This window comes from Pseudacidovorax intermedius (genome assembly GCF_001476815.1).
GTDB classification, from domain to species: Bacteria; Pseudomonadota; Gammaproteobacteria; order Burkholderiales; family Burkholderiaceae_C; genus Xenophilus; species Xenophilus intermedius_A.
In genome coordinates this window covers 1-15130 of the sequence record NZ_LDSL01000181.1, presented here as the reverse complement: position 1 = coordinate 15130, position 15130 = coordinate 1, and the positions used below count along the sequence as shown (strand labels likewise).

The window sequence follows — 15130 nt, the reverse complement described above, 5'->3', positions numbered from 1 at the left end:
CACCGCGTGGCCGGCCTCCCTTTTCCATCCCACCCCCATCGAAAGGAACCACCATGCAACTCAAGGACAAGGTCGCCTACATCACCGGCTCGGCCTCCGGCATCGGCAAGGAGATCGCCACGCTCTTCGCGCAGGAGGGCGCCAAGATCGTCATCGCCGACCTGAACAAGGAGGCCGCCGACGCCACGGCGGCGGAACTGAAGGCCACGGGCGCGCAGGCCATCGGCGTCGCCGTGGACGTGACCAACGAGCAGCAGGTCGACGCTTCCGTCGAGGAGGCCGTGAAGGCCTTCGGCGGCATCGACGTCCTGGTGAGCAACGCCGGCATCCAGATCGTGCACCCCGTGGAGGAATTCGGCTTCGCCGACTGGAAGAAGATGCTGGCCATCCACCTGGACGGCGCCTTCCTCACCACCCGCGCCTGCCTCAAGCACATGTACGCGCAGGGACGCGGCGGCAGCGTGATCTACATGGGCTCGGTGCATTCCAAGGAAGCCTCGATGCTCAAGGCGCCCTACGTCACCGCCAAGCACGGCCTGATCGGCCTGGCCAAAACGGTGGCGAAGGAAGGCGCGAAGCATGGTGTGCGCGCCAACGTGATCTGTCCCGGCTTCGTGCGCACGCCGCTGGTGGAGAAGCAGATTCCCGAGCAGGCGAAGACGCTGGGCATCTCCGAAGAAGAGGTGGTGAAGAACGTGATGCTCAAGGAGACGGTGGATGGCGAATTCACCACCACCGACGACGTGGCGCGCGTGGCCCTGCTGTTCGCCGCCTTCCCGAGCAATGCGCTGACCGGCCAATCGCTGGTGGTCAGCCACGGCTGGTTCATGCAGTAGTGAGCGGCATCGACCAGCGCTCGGCCAGCAACGGGCCGCTGCCGTAGCCCTCGTGCGGCTCGGTGTCGTCGCGCACGAAGCCGCGCGCGGCATAGAGGGCGCGGGCGGCCTCGAGGCAGCTGTGGGTCCACAAAATCATCTGCCGGTAGCCACGGGCGCGCGCGAAGGCGATGCATTCGTCGACCAGCTTGCCGCCGAGGCCCAGGCCGCGCGCCTCGGGCCGCAGCACCAGCAGGCGCAACTGCGCCACCTCGGGACTGTGGCGGATCACGAAGATCGAGCCGACGCGCTGGCCGTCCAGTTCGGCGATCCAGCCCTTTTCCCACGCCGGGTCGGTGGTGCGCAGCCACTGCGCGGCGATGTCGGCCACGGCGGCCTCGAAGCGGCCGTCCCACCCGTACTCGCGGGCATAGACCTCGCCATGCTGCTGGACGACCCAGCCGAGGTCGCCGGGCGCGGGGTCGCGCAGCACGGCGGTGCGCAGGGGCCTGGGCTCGGGGTCGAACAGCGTCTCGACCCGTGCCAGCGCGCGGACCAGTTCGTCGCGTGCGGCGGGCGCCAGCGGCGCGAGCAGCGCCGCCGCCGCGTCGCGCGAGCGCTGCTGCAGCGGCGCGAAGGCCGCATGGCCCGCCTCGGTCAGCGACAGGCGCTGCTGCCGCGCGTCGTGCGCATCGGTTGCCCGCGCGAGCCAGCCCAGCGATTCGAAGCGCTTGAGCAGGCGGCTGAGGTAGCCGGCATCCAGGCTCAGCGCCAGGGCCAGTTCGCGGGCGGTGATCCCGGGCTGGTGCGCCAGCTCGTACAGCACCCGCACCTCGGTCAGCGACAGTTCGCTGCCGAGGTAGGGCTCCAGCACGCCGATGCGCTGGGTGAAGAAGCGGTTGAAGCGGCGCAGGGCCTTGACGGCATCCGTCGGAACGGCAGAGGCGGCGGGCGACGAGGCAGGAGCAGTCAGTTCAGGCATGCGTGCCATTGTCAATCAATAAAGTTGACAAAGGCAACCATAGCCGCTTTTGCTTTGCCTCGCACGCCCTCAAAGTGCCTGCGTGTCCCCGTCCGCCGCCAGCCGCTTCGCGCTTCGCCGCCCGAACAGCCAGAACAGCGCAGGCGTCAGGAAGGTGTCGAGCAGCGTAGCGCTCACCAGACCCGAGAAGATGACCACCGCCACCGGATGCAGCACCTCGGTGCCTGGCCGCTCGGCCTCGAACAGCAGCGGCGCCAGCGCGAAGGCCGTCACCAGTGCCGTCATCAGCACCGGCGCCAGCCGCTCCAGCGAGCCGCGCACGATCATGCGCGGCCCGAAGGCCTCGCCCTCGAAGCGCATCAGGTTGACGTAGTGGCTCACCTTGAGGATGCCGTTGCGCACCGAGATGCCCGCCAGCGTGATGAAGCCCACCAGCGCCGCCACCGACAGTGGTTGTCCCGACAGCGCGAGCCCCGCCACCGCGCCGACGAGCGCGAGCGGGATGTTGGCCATGATGAGCACCGACAGCACCGCCGAGCGGTAGCGGCTGTAGAGCACCACGAACATCAGCGCGAGCGAGACCAGCGACAGCAGGCCGACCAGCCGCGAGGCCTCTTCCTGGGCCTGGAACTGGCCGCCCAGGGTGATGAAGTAGCCGGCCGGCAGCGGCGTCTGCGCCACCACCGCCCGCATGTCGGCCACCACATCGGACAGCGGCCGGCCCGAGGCATTGGCCGAGAGCACGATGCGCCGCCGCCCGTCGTCGCGGCTGACCTGGTTGGGCCCGTCGCCTTCCTCGATGGTGGCCAGGCGCGACAGGGGCACGTGGCCCAGCGGCGTGTCGATCAGCAGCCGGCCCAGGCCGTCGACCGAGCGTGCCGGCTCGGGCAGGCGCAGCACCAGGGCGAAGCGGCGGCCGTCCTCCACGATCTGCGACAGCTTCTCGCCCTCGACCATGCGCGCCAGCGTCTGCAGCACCTGGGGCGCGGGCACGCCGTACTGCGCGGCGCGGTCGTAGTCCACGCGCACCTTGATCTGCGGCGCCAGCACCTGCTTTTCCACTTCCAGGTCGGCCACGCCGGGAATGGCGGCCAGGCGTGCCCGCAGCAGCTCGGCCTGGCCGCGCAGCACGTCCAGGTCCTCGCCGAAGACCTTGATGGCGATCTGCGCCCGCACGCCCGAGAGCATGTGGTCGATGCGGTGCGAGATCGGCTGGCCGATGCCGATGGCGGCCGGCAGCGGCGCCAGGCGCTGGCGGATGTCGGCGGTGATGGCGGCCACGGGGCGCGTGAGTTCGCTGGCGGGCTTCAGGCCCACGTCCAGCTCGCTCACGTGCACGCCCTCGGCATGCTCGTCCAGCTCGGCCCGGCCGCTGCGGCGGCCGACGTGCGTCACCTCCGGCACCTGGCGCACCAGGCGCTCGGCCTGGCGGGCGAGGGCGCTGCTTTCCTCCAGCGCGACGCCGGGGTTCAGCCGCAGGCCGACGAGCAGCGTGCCCTCGTTGAAGGGCGGCAGGAAGGTGGTCGGGAAGAAGGGCACGGCCACGGCCGCTGCCGTTACCGCAACGGCCGCGGCGGCGACCGCGATGCGGGGCCGGCGCAGCACCGCCTCCAGGCCGCGCGCATAGCGGGCCTTGAGCCAGGCCAGCAGCCAGGTGTCGCCATGGTCCAGCCGCTTCAGGCGCGGCAGCAGCCAGTAGCTCAGCACCGGCGTCACCGTCACCGACACCAGCAGCGAGGCCAGCGTGGAGACGATGAAGGCGATGCCCAGCGGCACGAAGAGCCGGCCTTCCAGCCCCGGCAGCGCGAACAGCGGCACGAAGACCAGCACGATGATGACCGTGGCATACAGGATGGCCGAGCGCACCTCCATCGAGGCGCGCGTCACCACCGTGAGCACGCCCAGCCGCTCGGCCTCGGGCCGGGCGCGGTTTTCCTTCAGGCGGCGCAGGATGTTCTCCACGTCCACCACCGCGTCGTCCACCAGGCCGCCGATGGCGATGGCCAGGCCGCCCAGCGTCATGGTGTTGATCGACAGGCCGAAGGCGCGGAACACCAGCACCGTCGCCAGGATGGACACGGGGATGGCCGTGAGCGCGATCAGCGTCGGCCGCAGCGTGCCCAGGAAGAAGAACAGGATCAGCGCCACGAACACCGCCGCGCCCACCAGCTTGCCCTGCAGGGTGTCGATGGAGGCCTCGATGAAGCTGGCCTGGCGGAAGGTGACGCGCGGCCTCTCCATGCCGGGCGGCAGCGCGGCGGCCAGGCCGTCCAGCGCCGACTCGATCTGCCGCGTCAGCGCGATGGTGTCGGCCGCCGGCTGCTTCTGCACGCCCAGGATGACGGCCGGCCGGCCCTCGAAGCCCGCGTCGCCGCGGCGGATGGCGGGCGCGAAGTCCACCTGCGCCACCTGCTGCAGCAGGATCGGCTGGCCATTGCGCGCGCCCAGCGCCAGGCGCCGCAGGTCGTCCAGCCGCGCGGTGCGGCCGAGGTGGCGGATCAGGTACTCGCGGCCGTTGAGCGCCAGGAAGCCGCCCGAGGTGTTGGCCGCGAAGCCGCGCAGCGCGGTGACCAGCACCTCGGCCGAGATGCCCAGCTGCGCCATGCGCGCCGCGTCGGGCTGCACCTGGAACTGCCGCACCTCGCCGCCGATGGGAATGACCTGGGCCACGCCCGGCACCGACATCAGCCGCGGGCGCAGCACCCAGTCGGCGTACTCGCGCACCAGCATCGGCGAGATCTTCTGTGGATCGACCGGAATCGCGATCTGCATGATCTCGCCCATCACCGAGCTGACCGGGCCCATGCGCGGCACGGTGCCGGCCGGCAGGCCTTCCTCCATGGCCGACAGCCGTTCGGCCACCAGTTGGCGGGCGCGGAAGATCTCGGTGCGCCAGTCGAAGGTCACGTACAGGAAGGACAGGCCGGCGGAGGACACCGAGCGCACCGTCTCCACGCCGGGCAGGCCGCTCATGGCGGTTTCCAGCGGGAAGGTGATGAGCTGCTCCACCTCTTCGGGCGCCATGCCGCCGGCTTCGGTCATCACCGTCACCGTGGGCTTGTTGAGGTCGGGGAACACGTCCACCGGCGTGCGCGTCAGCATGTACGCGCCATAGGCCATCGCCGCCAGGGCAAGCACGATCACCAGCAGCCGGTTGCCCAGGCTGCGTTCGAGGAGCCACTTGAACATGGTGGGTGCGGCCTCAGCGGATCTGGTTGAGGAGCGTGGCGCCGTCGGTCACCACGCGCTCGCCGGGCTTGACGCCGGACGTCAGGGCCACGCGCACGCCGTCCAGCGGCGCGGTGGTGACGGTGCGCGGCGCGAACTGCTCCGGCGCGGTCTTGACCCAGACGATGGTCTCGTTGGCGGCATTGCGCATCAGCGCGGCGCGCGGCACGGCGATGCCCTCGTGCGTGCTGCGGCTGTGCACCTGCACGCGCACCGGCTGGCCCACGGCCAGCGCCGACAACGCGTTGCCTTGCGCGCGGAAGGCCAGCGGCAGCGCCTGGTCGCGCAGCGCGCGGGCGGCGCCCACGAACTGCAGCGGCACCTGCGCGCCACCGACGGCCAGCGAGGCGCCGCCGATGTCGGCGATCAGGGCCGGGTCGTAGGCCAGGGCCTCGATGCGCAGGCGCGAAGGGTCGACGATCTCGAACACCAGCTCGCGCGCATCGACCACCTGCCCGGCGACCACCGACGAGGACGCGATGACACCCGAGGCCGGCGCGACCAGCGCGTCGCGGCCCGACAGGCCGGTGCCGATGGCCGCGGCGCGGTCGCGCGCGGCGGCCACCTCGCTTTCGAGCGCTTCGATCTCCTTGCGCGGCACGGTGTCGGCCAGCTCGCGCAGGCGGGCGAGGCGCTTCTCGGCAAGCGCACCGGCCGCGCGCAGTTCGGCCAGCTGGGCGGCCTGCGCGGCACGCTCCAGCGGTGCGGCGGCGGGCTGCACCCAGGCCAGCACCTCGCCCTTGCGCACGGCCTGGCCGGGTTCGGGCAGGCCGCGCGGGCCGGGCACGATGCGGCCGGCCACCAGCGCCTGCACCTTGCCGCCACTCTGCGGATCGCTGACCACGCGGCCATCCAGCTCGGTACTGCGGGGCAGGGCGGCGACGGCCGTGACGACGGTGCGCACCGCCAGCTGGCGTTGGCTGGGCTTGGGGAGGAAGACGCTGCCGTCGGGCAGGCGCTGCGGGCCGTTGGCCGCAGCAGCGGCGGGCGACGTGCCGCCGTGGTCGTGGCCGGCATCGGCCATGACGCTCATGGGCAGGGCCAGGGCGAGCATCAGGGCCAAGGCGGCGGCATGCGGCCGGCGGAGCGAGAAAGCGGGAAGAAGGCGGTTCATGCGGCGGCTCCGGGGGCAGGACGGCGGCGCAGCAGCCAGGCGGCTGCGGCGATGAGGACGAGGGCTGCGGCGCCCCAGGGCAGCAGGCGGCGCCAGGCGGGGGCATGGCCAGCGTCGTGGTCGTGGCTGTCGGCGGCCTCGATGTGCCACTCGCCCCGCAGCTCGTCGCGCGTGGCACCCACGGTCAGGCGGGCGAGCAGCGGCAGCTCGCCCGTGGCCTCGGCCGTGGCTTCGTCCAGTTCCACGTCGTACGTGCCTTCGCCCTGCGGCTCGGCCGTGTAGCTTTTGTCGCCGACCTGCAGCTCGATGCGGGCGTCGTTCACGGGCTGGTTGTCGTCATGGCGGTCCAGGTAGAGCGTGAGCGCGTGGCCCTGGCGCACGCCGACCAGCTCGAATCCGTCGGATTCGAGGGCGAAGCGGGGCAGGGCGGCCGCCGCCGGCGCCGCGGGTGCCGCGTCGTGGCCGTGGCCATCGTCGGCGTGGGCAGAAGGCAGGAGGACGGCGGCGGCCAGGGCCAGCGCGGTGCCTGCGAGGAATCGGAGCTTCATGGGAGGGATGGGGTGTGGGTTGTCATTCGGGCAGCAGGCCCAGGGCCTGGCGCCATTGCGAGACGGCGGCCGCCAGCTCGATGCGGCTGGTGGCCAGTTGGCGGGCGGCCTCGCCGGCTTCCTGGGTGGTGCGCAGGCGCGTGGGCAGGTCGGATTCGCCGAGGCGGAAGGACTTCTCGATCAGTCCCAGGGTCTGGCTGGCCAGGGCGTCGCGTTCCTCGGCGGCGGCCAGGCGGATGCGGGCCGCGTCCACGCGGGCCCGGGCGGCCTGCTGCTCGGCGGCCAGGCGGCTTTCCTCGAGCCGCAACTGGGCTTCCAGTTCGACCGCATCGGCGAGGGCGGCCGCCTGGCGCGCCTCCTGCCGCGCGCTCGCGCCGAAGGGGATGCGCAGGCCGACGTTCAGCGTGCTGCGCGCCGGCTCGTCGGCGCTGCCGCGCTCGCGGGTCGTGCCCAGCGTCAGCTCCGGGCTGCCGATGCCCTGGCGGGCCGCCAGCTCGGCCTGGGCACGGGCGATGGCGAGGCGCTGGGCGAGTTCGGCCAGGGCGGGGTGGGCCTCGGCCCGCGCCCCGGGCTCGGCGCGCGGCTCGGGTTCTGCCTCGGCGCGGATGTCGTCGACCTGGCCCGCAGGCCCGGCAGCGGCGTCGGCGGTGCCGACGGGCGGCGTGGACGTAACGGCCAACTCGCCTTGCCGGTTGGCCGGCGCGGATTCGGTTGGGATGACCGTCTGTCCGATGCCGTCCTGCAGCAGCGCCGCGCCGGTCGCGCCTGTGGAGGCGCCCGTCAGCGCCTGCCAGCGGAGCGCGGCTTCGACCGCCGCGCGTGCGGCCTCGGCCTGCGCCGCGCGGGCCGCGGCCACCGTGCCCTGCGCCTGCAGCAGGTCGCTGCGCGCCAGGTCGCCCGCGCGCCAGCGACGTTCCACGTCGGCGGCCAGGGTGCGGGTGTGGGCCAGTTGGGCATCGGCCACCTGCTGCTCGATGCGGGCGCGGGCCCAGGGCCACCAGGCCTCGCGCAGCGCGCCGGCCAGCCGCAGTCGCGCGGCCTGCTCGCGCAGTGCCACGGCCGCCGCCTCGGCCTGCGCCACGGCCTGGCCGCGGCTGCGCTCGCCCGGTCGCCACAGCGGAATCGCCAGCCCCACCTCCCATTCGCGCTGGCCGTCGTTGGCGTTGGCGCGGTCGGTGCGGTGGGTGAGTTCGAGCGCCATGGGCTCGGGCGTCCAGGCCGCGGCGGCGCGCTGGCCGGCCTCGGCCGCCTGCTGGCGGGCAGCCAGCGCGCGGGCTTCGGGCTGGCGCGCCCAGGCCTGGTCGAAAGCCTGCCGCAATGGCCCGGGTGCGGCGGAGGCGACGGGCGTCGGCGACGCCGAAGGCTGTCCCAGCGCCCAGGGCGCCAGCAGAAGGCCGAGCGTCAGCGCAAGGCGCCGCCGCCAGCGAGGGTTGGACCGGGGCGATGAGGGCCGCGGCCAGTGGGGGGTGAAAGGCATTCCAGTTCTCCAAGGCAGATCGATGTGCGAGGGAGACCGGCAGGCCGCGCGCACCACGGACGTGGCGCACGCATGCAGCGCGTCGCTGGCGCGCCATGCGCGTCAGGCGAAGGGGAAAAAAGGGCGGAGCTGCGGCCTTGCCGGTCAGGCAAGGCCGGGCCACTGGGGCCGTTCGGGCGGGGCCAGGGCCCGCACCGCCAGCGGGGCAGCGGTGCCCTCGCTCAGCTTGGCTCTGGGAATGACCGCAGCCTGGGGTGCGACCGCGGTCGCCAGCGCGACGCAGTGCGCATGGCAGTGGCCGCAATCCGGATGGCCCAGCGCGGCCGGCGTGCCCGGCTCGTCGTCGTTGTCGGCGACGTCGAAATGCTGGTGCTCGTGGTGGCCCAGGTGCGCCGTGCCGCCGGCCTCGTGCTGGCAGTAGGCCTTCAGCGCAGCAACGCTGGACTGAAGCGGCATCAAGACCAGCAGGAGGATGAAGAAAAGGCGGCGCACGACGGGCGCGGATTCTAGGGGCGGCCCGCGCCCCATTCGCGCGGCTTCCCTTCGGGATGAGGGGAGAAGGCGGCGGCCCTTAAAATCGCCGCCTTCTTCCGCCCGGGCGCCAGCGCGGTTCCCGAACGCAGCATCGCAGCGCAGTGCCGTCCTCCGCGGCACCCGACCCATCCCACGCATGAACGCTCCCGTCGACGTCTCCTTCTTTGCGCGCGCCGCCAAGCCGATCACCAGCTACCGCAAGTACTGGGCGCATCGCTTCGGCACGGCGAAGTTTCTGCCGACCTCGCGCGAGGAAATGGCGGCGCTCGGCTGGGACAGCTGCGACATCATCGTGGTGACGGGCGATGCGTACGTGGACCATCCCAGCTTCGGCATGTCGGTCATCGGCCGCACGCTGGAGGCGCAGGGCTTCCGCGTGGGCATCATCGCCCAGCCCGACTGGCAGAGCGCCGAGCCCTTCCGCGCGCTGGGCAAGCCCAACCTGTTCTGGGGTGTGACCAGCGGCAACATGGATTCGATGATCAACCGGTACACCGCCGACCGGAAGATCCGCAGCGACGATGCCTACACCCCCGGCGACGTCGGCGGCAAGCGGCCCGACCGCGCCGCCATCGTCTACAGCCAGCGCTGCCGCGAGGCCTTTCCGGACGTGCCCATCGTCCTCGGCGGCATCGAAGGCAGCCTGCGCCGCATCGCCCACTACGACTACTGGAGCGACAAGGTGCGCCGCTCGATCGTGGTGGACAGCAAGTGCGACCTGCTGCTGTACGGCAATGCCGAACGCGCCATCGTCGAGGTGGCCCACCGCCTGGCCGCGCGCGAGCCGGTGCAGCAGATCACCGACGTGCGCGGTACCGCCTTCGTGCGCCGCGAGACGCCCGAGGGCTGGTTCGAGCTGGACTCCACCGAGGTCGACCAGCCCGGGCGCGTGGACGCGCACCTGAATCCCTACCTGATGGTGTCGGAGCAGGCCAAGGCCCAGGGCCAGACCTGTGCGCGGGAGGACGAGGCGAATGCGGTGGCGGCGGATGCGAATGCGCGCGCCGGGCAGGGTGCATCTCCGGCCTTGGGTACTGAACGAGTCGATGCTTCCCAGTCCGTTCAGGCTGAGCCTGTCGAAGCCCGGGCCGGCGCTTCGACAGGCTCAGCGCGAACGGTTGCGGTGTTGCCGACGGGTGGTGCCGCCCAGGCCGCCGTCCAGCCTATCCACTTCATCGCCAACCCGGCGGTTCGCCTCAAGGCCCCTGCCCGCGAGAAGACCGTGATCCGCCTGCCCAGCTACGAGCAGGTCAAGGCCGACCCCATCCTCTACGCCCACGCCAACCGCGTGCTGCACCTGGAGACCAACCCCGGCAACGCCCGCGCCCTGGTGCAGGCCCACGGCGAAGGCATCACCGCCCGCGACGTGTGGATCAACCCGCCGCCCATCCCGCTGACCACGGCCGAGATGGACTACGTGTTCGACCTGCCCTACGCGCGCAGCCCGCATCCGCGCTATGCCGACGAACAGGGCCGCCACGACGGCGCGACCAAGATCCCGGCCTGGGAAATGATCCGCTTCAGCGTGAACATCATGCGCGGCTGCTTCGGCGGCTGCACCTTCTGCTCCATCACCGAGCATGAGGGCCGGATCATCCAGAGCCGCAGCGAGGACTCGATCATTCGCGAGGTGGAGGACATCCGCGACAAGGTCGAGGGCTTCACCGGCGTCATCTCCGACCTGGGCGGGCCCACGGCCAACATGTACCGCCTGGGCTGCCGCAGCCCCGAGATCGAAGCCGCCTGCCGCAAGCCCAGCTGCGTGTATCCGGGCATCTGCCCGAACCTCACCACCGACCATGCCCCGCTGATCCAGATCTACCGCCGCGCGCGGGCGCTGCGCGGCATCAAGAAGATCCTGATCGGCTCGGGCCTGCGCTACGACCTGGCCGTGAAGTCGCCCGAGTACGTCAAGGAGCTGGTGCAGCACCACGTCGGCGGCTACCTCAAGATCGCGCCCGAGCACACCGAGGAGGGCCCGCTCTCCAAGATGATGAAGCCCGGCATCGGCAGCTACGACCGCTTCAAGAGCATGTTCGAGAAGTACAGCGCCGAAGCCGGCAAGAAGCAGTACCTCATCCCGTACTTCATCGCCGCCCACCCCGGCACGCGCGACGAGGACATGATGAGCCTGGCGCTGTGGCTCAAGAAGAACGGCTTCCGCGCCGACCAGGTGCAGACCTTCTACCCCAGCCCCATGGCCACCGCCACGGCCATGTACCACTCGGGCCGCAACACGCTGACCAAGGTGCGCCGCACCATGCGCGACGAGGCCGAGGAATCGGTGGACATCGTGCGCGGCGAGAAGCGGCGCCGCCTGCACAAGGCCTTCCTGCGCTACCACGACCCCAACAACTGGCCGCTGCTGCGCGAGGCCCTCAAGGCCATGGGCCGCGCCGACCTGATCGGCAACGGCAAGCACCACCTGATCCCGACCTTCCAGCCGGCGACGGACGGCGGCTACCAGAGCGCGCGGCGCAAGAACTCGACGCCGGCGCCGTCGGCGTCCGTGCCCTCCAGCGCCCGCCGCGTCGGCGCCGCGCCGCGGCCGGGCACCGTGCTGACCCAGCACAGCGGCCTGCCGCCGCGGGAGACGGGCAGCCGCGCCATGGCCGGCAAGGGCGCCGGCAAGCCGGGCGCACCGCGCAGCCCGGCTGCCGCGCCCGGACCGCGCGCAGCGCGCCGGCCGCGCTGAGCCTTACAGCGCCTCACAGCGCCTCGGCACCGGCCTATGATCCGGGCCGCCATGATCCGCATCCTCCGCTCGCCCCCGCCCGCCGTCCGCGCCTGAACGGGGGCCGCCCATCCCGCACCGCAGCCGCTGCCTCGTTCGGAGACAGCGGCTTTCGCGTGCACGGGCGGCCGGATCTTTCATGCCGGCACGCGTGCGGGCGGACCTGAAGGCGGTCCCGCTCCGGCCGATGCCGGCGCATTGGATGCGTCGTGATGAACAAGACGACGAATTCGGCCGCCCTGGCGTGGGGTGGCGTGTGGGCGGCGGGCGCCCTCTGGGGCGTGGGCGCGTGGCTGGCGCAGTGGCTGATCGAGGGCGGCGTGTCGCCCTGGACGCTGGCCCTGGCCCGCTTCGGCTTCGGGCTGCCGCTGCTGTGGTGGTGGCATTGGCGGCGCTCGCCCGCGGGCCTGTGGCACCGGCTGCCGTGGGCGCAGCGGGGCCGCATCCTGGCGACCGGCGCCGCCATGGCGCTCAACGTCGGTTGCTGGTTCGCCGGCATCGCCCACCTGGGCGCGGCCGTGCCGACCGTGGTGTCGATCTGCTGCGCGCCGGTGCTGGTCGCGGCGATGTCGGTGCTGCGCGGCCACGAGCGCCTGACGGTCGCCGGTGCCGCTGGGCTGGCTTTGGCGCTGGTGGGCGTGGGCCTGCTGGTGATGCCCGCGCAGGCGCAGGTGCCGACCGGCTGGGCCGCGGGCCTGGCCTGGTCTTTCGCTTCGGCTTTCCTCTATGCGCTGGTGGTGATGGGCAACGCCCGCATGCCGGCCGAGGTGCCGGCCGTGGCGGCGTCGGCCTGGAGCATGACGGCGGCGACGGCCTGCGCCGCCATGCTGGCCGTGGGCGCCGGACTGGCCTGGCCCATGACGGCGGGCCGCTGGCTGGGGCTGGTCTACACCGGCGTGCTGGCCACCTCGGCTGGCTACCTGCTCTTCGCCTGGGCGGCGCGGCGCCTGGCACCGACCGCCGCCGTCGCCGGCACGCTGGTCGAGCCGCTGGTGGCCGCGCTACTGGCCGCATGGCTGTCGGGCGAGGCCATGGCGCCGCGCCAGTGGCTGGGCAGTGCGCTACTCGGGCTGGCCATGGTCTGGCTGGTGCGGCGGCGCTGAGGATGGCGAGGACCGGAGCGATGTGCGCGCCCGTCCCGGCCTGCCTGACGCCGGCTAGGACTTGAACCGGTCGATCACCTCCAGCACCGCCACCACTGCCGGGTCGGCCGTGCCGGCCTGCCGGCTGGCCACCGCCATCGGCCGCATCAGCGGCGGCGCCATCGGGCGGATGCACACTTCGGGCGCGTCCGCCAGGTCGGCCACTTCCTCGAAAGGGAGGATGGCCGCGGCCTGCGCGGCGGCGGGCAGGCTCTTGAGGGCGCCGGGATAGCTCAGCGCCAGGTAGGGCCGGGGGCTCAGGCCCGCCTGCCCGAACCAGCCCGCGATCAGCCCGTGCATCTGCGTGGCGGGCGTGAAGCTGGCCCAGCGCCGGCCGGCCAGCCAGCCGGGCGTGATCGCGTCCGGCGGCGCCCAGGCGGCGGGCAGCAGCACCACCATCGCGTCCTGCCGCCAGGGCTGCAGCCGCACTTCAGGCGTGGCGGGTTGCGGACTGGCGACGATGGCGACGTCCAGCGTGCCGGCCTTCAGGCGCCGCATGGCTTCGGCAGAGCCGACGGCCTCCAGCCGCAGTTCGATGTCGGGGTTCTGCGCGTTGAGCTGCTGCAGCATCAGCGGCAGCAGCTGCGTGCTCACGCCCGCCGAAACGGCGACCCGCACCATGCCCGCACGGCCGGCGGCCCGACGCCGCACCCGGTCGACCAGGTCGTCGCCGGCGGCCAGCAGCTTGCGGCCTTCCTGCACCAGCACCGCACCGGCCGGCGTCAGCTCGGCCTGGCGCCGGCCGCGGATGACCAGCGCGGTGTCGAGCCAGTTCTCCAGCTCCTTCACGTGCAGGCTGACCGTGGGCGGCGCGAGGTGCAGCGCCTGCGCGGCGGCGGCGAAGGTGCCCAGGTCGGCGATGGCGATCAGGGTCTGCAGTTGGTCGAGGTTCAATTGACGCATCAGAAATGATGAAGTGAATCCGCAGTAAATTCAACTTTACGCAAGTCTGCGCAGGCAGGAGCATCCGGGCATGCCGATGTCTCACAACGACCCTGCCCATGGCCGTACTGCCGCTGCGCCTGCGCGCTCAGTGACCGCCAGAGCTGCCGCGAGTGCCGTGCCGGGAGAGAACGTCGACCGCAGCGGCTCGGCCGTCGGCGGCGCGGACGCCTTCGGCGCGCCTGCGCCGAGCCGTCGCTCGCTCGATGCGGTGCGCGATCTTCTGGAACGCGCCGAGGCCCGGATCACGGCCGGCTTTCGCGTGCCGCCCGGCGGCGGCTGAAGCGGGGCAGGGCGCGGGCGCCGCCATGACGCCGCGTTCCCGCGCTGGGCCGACGCGCCGCCCTGTGCTGGAATCGCCCGCATGCCCGCCGCACTCACGCTCGACGACCTGCGCCGCTATGCCATCGCGCGCTCCCTGTTCACGCCGACCACGCTGCCCGCGGCCATCCGCCGGCTGGGCTTCGTGCAGGCCGACCCGATCCGCGCGCCCGCCCGCGCGCAGGACCTGACCCTGCGCCACCGCGTCGTCGACTACCGTGCCGGCGACCTGGAGGCGCGCTACCCGCGGCTGCAGATCGACGAGGACTGTCTGGTCAACTACGGCTTCCTGCCGCGCGAGCACCTGGCGCTGATGCATCCGCGCGAACCCAAGCGCCCCTGGGACGCCGAGACCCAGCGCAAGGCCGACGACGTGCTGGCCTTCGTGCGCGAGCGGCGGGCTGTCCATCCACGGGAGGTCGAACTGCACTTCGCCCATGGCCGCGCCAAGGGGCCGTGGGGCGGCACGGGCAACCTCGCCACCCACCTGCTCGACGGCCTGCACTACCGCGGCCTGCTGCGGGTGAAGCGCCGCGACAGCGGCACGCGGGTGTACGAAGCCGCCGCCCACCCGCCCGCCGACGACAGCCCCAACGGCCGCGCCCGTCGCGCCGCCGCCCTCATCGACCTGGTGGTGCACAAGTACGCGCCGCTGCCGGCCGCCAGCCTGACCTACCTCGTGCGCCTGCTCGGCTACGGTGCGCCGCACCTGAGCGCCCAGACCCAGGCCGCGCTGCGCCTGGCCCGTGAACAGCTCGCCAGCGCCACCCTCGACGGCATCACGTGGTACTGGCCGGCCGACGAGAACCCGCGCTCGCGCCGCTGGGCCGTCGATGACCAGTTGCGCCTGCTCGCCCCCTTCGATCCCATCGTCTGGGACCGCCGCCGCTTCACGCTGTTCTGGGGCTGGACGTACAAGTTCGAGGCCTACACGCCGCCGGCCCAGCGGCAGTTCGGGTACTACGCGTTGCCGATGCTGTGGGGGGAGCGGGTGATCGGGTGGGGAAATGTGAAAGTGCATGACACGCAGCTATACGTCACGCTCGGCTACGCCGGGTTTGCTGGAGCGAAGGACTTCGCCGTGCAACCGGCCTTGGACGAGGAGGTCAGCAAGATGCAGTCATTTTTAATTTCCTCGGAGTTAACTGGATCTGCTCAAGCAAGAATTGCAAAATAAAATTGATCGATATTTGAATATCTTAATCTGACTTTTTTGATTGGTAAATATTCTAATGAAAATCGAATAGTTTACAGATAGATCGCATTTTCTTATTTAGTCCGCCCTGAACAACC

Annotated in this window: 12 protein-coding genes; 5 read left to right on the top strand and 7 right to left on the bottom strand. The window is 72.0% G+C overall.

Annotated elements, in window-relative coordinates; translation table 11 throughout:
• Positions 1 to 53: 53 nt before the first annotated feature.
• Positions 54 to 836, top strand: coding sequence for a 3-hydroxybutyrate dehydrogenase (locus tag NS331_RS23135; RefSeq protein WP_058644281.1), 783 nt, complete (start codon positions 54 to 56; stop codon positions 834 to 836).
• Here the strand turns inward: NS331_RS23135 and NS331_RS23130 are convergent.
• The 6 genes from NS331_RS23130 to NS331_RS23105 all read right to left on the bottom strand — a co-directional run bounded on the left by NS331_RS23130 (position 826) and on the right by NS331_RS23105 (position 8656).
• On the bottom strand, positions 826 to 1797 hold the full coding sequence (locus tag NS331_RS23130; protein ID WP_058644280.1) for a bifunctional helix-turn-helix transcriptional regulator/GNAT family N-acetyltransferase: 972 nt from the start codon (positions 1795 to 1797) through the stop codon (positions 826 to 828). The genes NS331_RS23135 and NS331_RS23130 overlap by 11 nt on opposite strands.
• A gap of 69 nt (positions 1798 to 1866) precedes the next feature.
• Positions 1867 to 4986: an efflux RND transporter permease subunit gene (locus tag NS331_RS23125; RefSeq protein WP_058644279.1), complete on the bottom strand. Its 3120-nt coding sequence runs from the start codon at positions 4984 to 4986 to the stop codon at positions 1867 to 1869.
• Positions 4987 to 4999: 13 nt separating this feature from the next.
• The gene (locus NS331_RS23120) at positions 5000 to 6139 is read right to left on the bottom strand and encodes an efflux RND transporter periplasmic adaptor subunit (RefSeq protein WP_058644278.1); all 1140 of its coding nucleotides are present in this window, start codon (positions 6137 to 6139) and stop codon (positions 5000 to 5002) included.
• Positions 6136 to 6687 carry a hypothetical protein gene (locus NS331_RS23115; protein WP_058644277.1) on the bottom strand — a complete coding sequence of 184 codons (552 nt, stop codon included), beginning with the start codon at positions 6685 to 6687 and terminating at the stop codon, positions 6136 to 6138. The genes NS331_RS23120 and NS331_RS23115 overlap by 4 nt, the downstream gene beginning before the upstream one ends.
• 22 nt (positions 6688 to 6709) lie before the next feature.
• Complete coding sequence (locus tag NS331_RS23110) at positions 6710 to 8164, bottom strand: TolC family protein (protein ID WP_082702715.1); 1455 nt, start codon at positions 8162 to 8164, stop codon at positions 6710 to 6712.
• Positions 8165 to 8308: 144 nt separating this feature from the next.
• Positions 8309 to 8656, bottom strand: coding sequence for a DUF2946 family protein (locus NS331_RS23105; protein WP_058644276.1), 348 nt, complete (start codon positions 8654 to 8656; stop codon positions 8309 to 8311).
• Positions 8657 to 8834: 178 nt separating this feature from the next.
• On the opposite strand from NS331_RS23105, the gene NS331_RS23100 reads away from it, so the two are divergent.
• Complete coding sequence (locus NS331_RS23100; RefSeq protein WP_058644275.1) at positions 8835 to 11393, top strand: YgiQ family radical SAM protein; 2559 nt, start codon at positions 8835 to 8837, stop codon at positions 11391 to 11393.
• Between the two features lie 251 nt (positions 11394 to 11644).
• Complete coding sequence (locus NS331_RS23095) at positions 11645 to 12535, top strand: DMT family transporter (protein ID WP_058644274.1); 891 nt, start codon at positions 11645 to 11647, stop codon at positions 12533 to 12535.
• 54 nt (positions 12536 to 12589) lie between these two features.
• Here the strand turns inward: NS331_RS23095 and NS331_RS23090 are convergent, their stop codons facing one another.
• The gene (locus NS331_RS23090; protein WP_058644273.1) at positions 12590 to 13477 is read right to left on the bottom strand and encodes a LysR family transcriptional regulator; all 888 of its coding nucleotides are present in this window, start codon (positions 13475 to 13477) and stop codon (positions 12590 to 12592) included.
• A gap of 130 nt (positions 13478 to 13607) precedes the next feature.
• On the opposite strand from NS331_RS23090, the gene NS331_RS26400 reads away from it, so the two are divergent.
• Both NS331_RS26400 and NS331_RS23085 read left to right on the top strand, forming a co-directional pair.
• Entirely contained in the window at positions 13608 to 13799 is a 192-nt protein-coding gene (locus NS331_RS26400; protein WP_153013009.1) for a hypothetical protein, read from the top strand.
• Positions 13800 to 13880: 81 nt separating this feature from the next.
• Positions 13881 to 15014, top strand: a complete 1134-nt coding sequence (locus tag NS331_RS23085; RefSeq protein WP_058644272.1) for a DNA glycosylase AlkZ-like family protein — start codon at positions 13881 to 13883, stop codon at positions 15012 to 15014.
• Positions 15015 to 15130: the final 116 nt, after the last annotated feature.

Excerpts from the sequence above, each read along its gene's own strand:
- NS331_RS23115 (WP_058644277.1), bottom strand. The coding sequence starts at position 6,687 with ATGAAGCTCCGATTCCTCGCAGGCACCGCGCTGGCCCTGGCCGCCGCC.
- NS331_RS23120 (WP_058644278.1), bottom strand. The coding sequence starts at position 6,139 with ATGAACCGCCTTCTTCCCGCTTTCTCGCTCCGCCGGCCGCATGCCGCC.
- NS331_RS23135 (WP_058644281.1), top strand. The coding sequence starts at position 54 with ATGCAACTCAAGGACAAGGTCGCCTACATCACCGGCTCGGCCTCCGGC.
- NS331_RS23090 (WP_058644273.1), bottom strand. The coding sequence starts at position 13,477 with ATGCGTCAATTGAACCTCGACCAACTGCAGACCCTGATCGCCATCGCC.
- NS331_RS23095 (WP_058644274.1), top strand. The coding sequence starts at position 11,645 with ATGAACAAGACGACGAATTCGGCCGCCCTGGCGTGGGGTGGCGTGTGG.
- NS331_RS23130 (WP_058644280.1), bottom strand. The coding sequence starts at position 1,797 with ATGCCTGAACTGACTGCTCCTGCCTCGTCGCCCGCCGCCTCTGCCGTT.
- NS331_RS23110 (WP_082702715.1), bottom strand. The coding sequence starts at position 8,164 with ATGCCTTTCACCCCCCACTGGCCGCGGCCCTCATCGCCCCGGTCCAAC.
- NS331_RS23125 (WP_058644279.1), bottom strand. The coding sequence starts at position 4,986 with ATGTTCAAGTGGCTCCTCGAACGCAGCCTGGGCAACCGGCTGCTGGTG.
- NS331_RS23085 (WP_058644272.1), top strand. The coding sequence starts at position 13,881 with ATGCCCGCCGCACTCACGCTCGACGACCTGCGCCGCTATGCCATCGCG.
- NS331_RS23100 (WP_058644275.1), top strand. The coding sequence starts at position 8,835 with ATGAACGCTCCCGTCGACGTCTCCTTCTTTGCGCGCGCCGCCAAGCCG.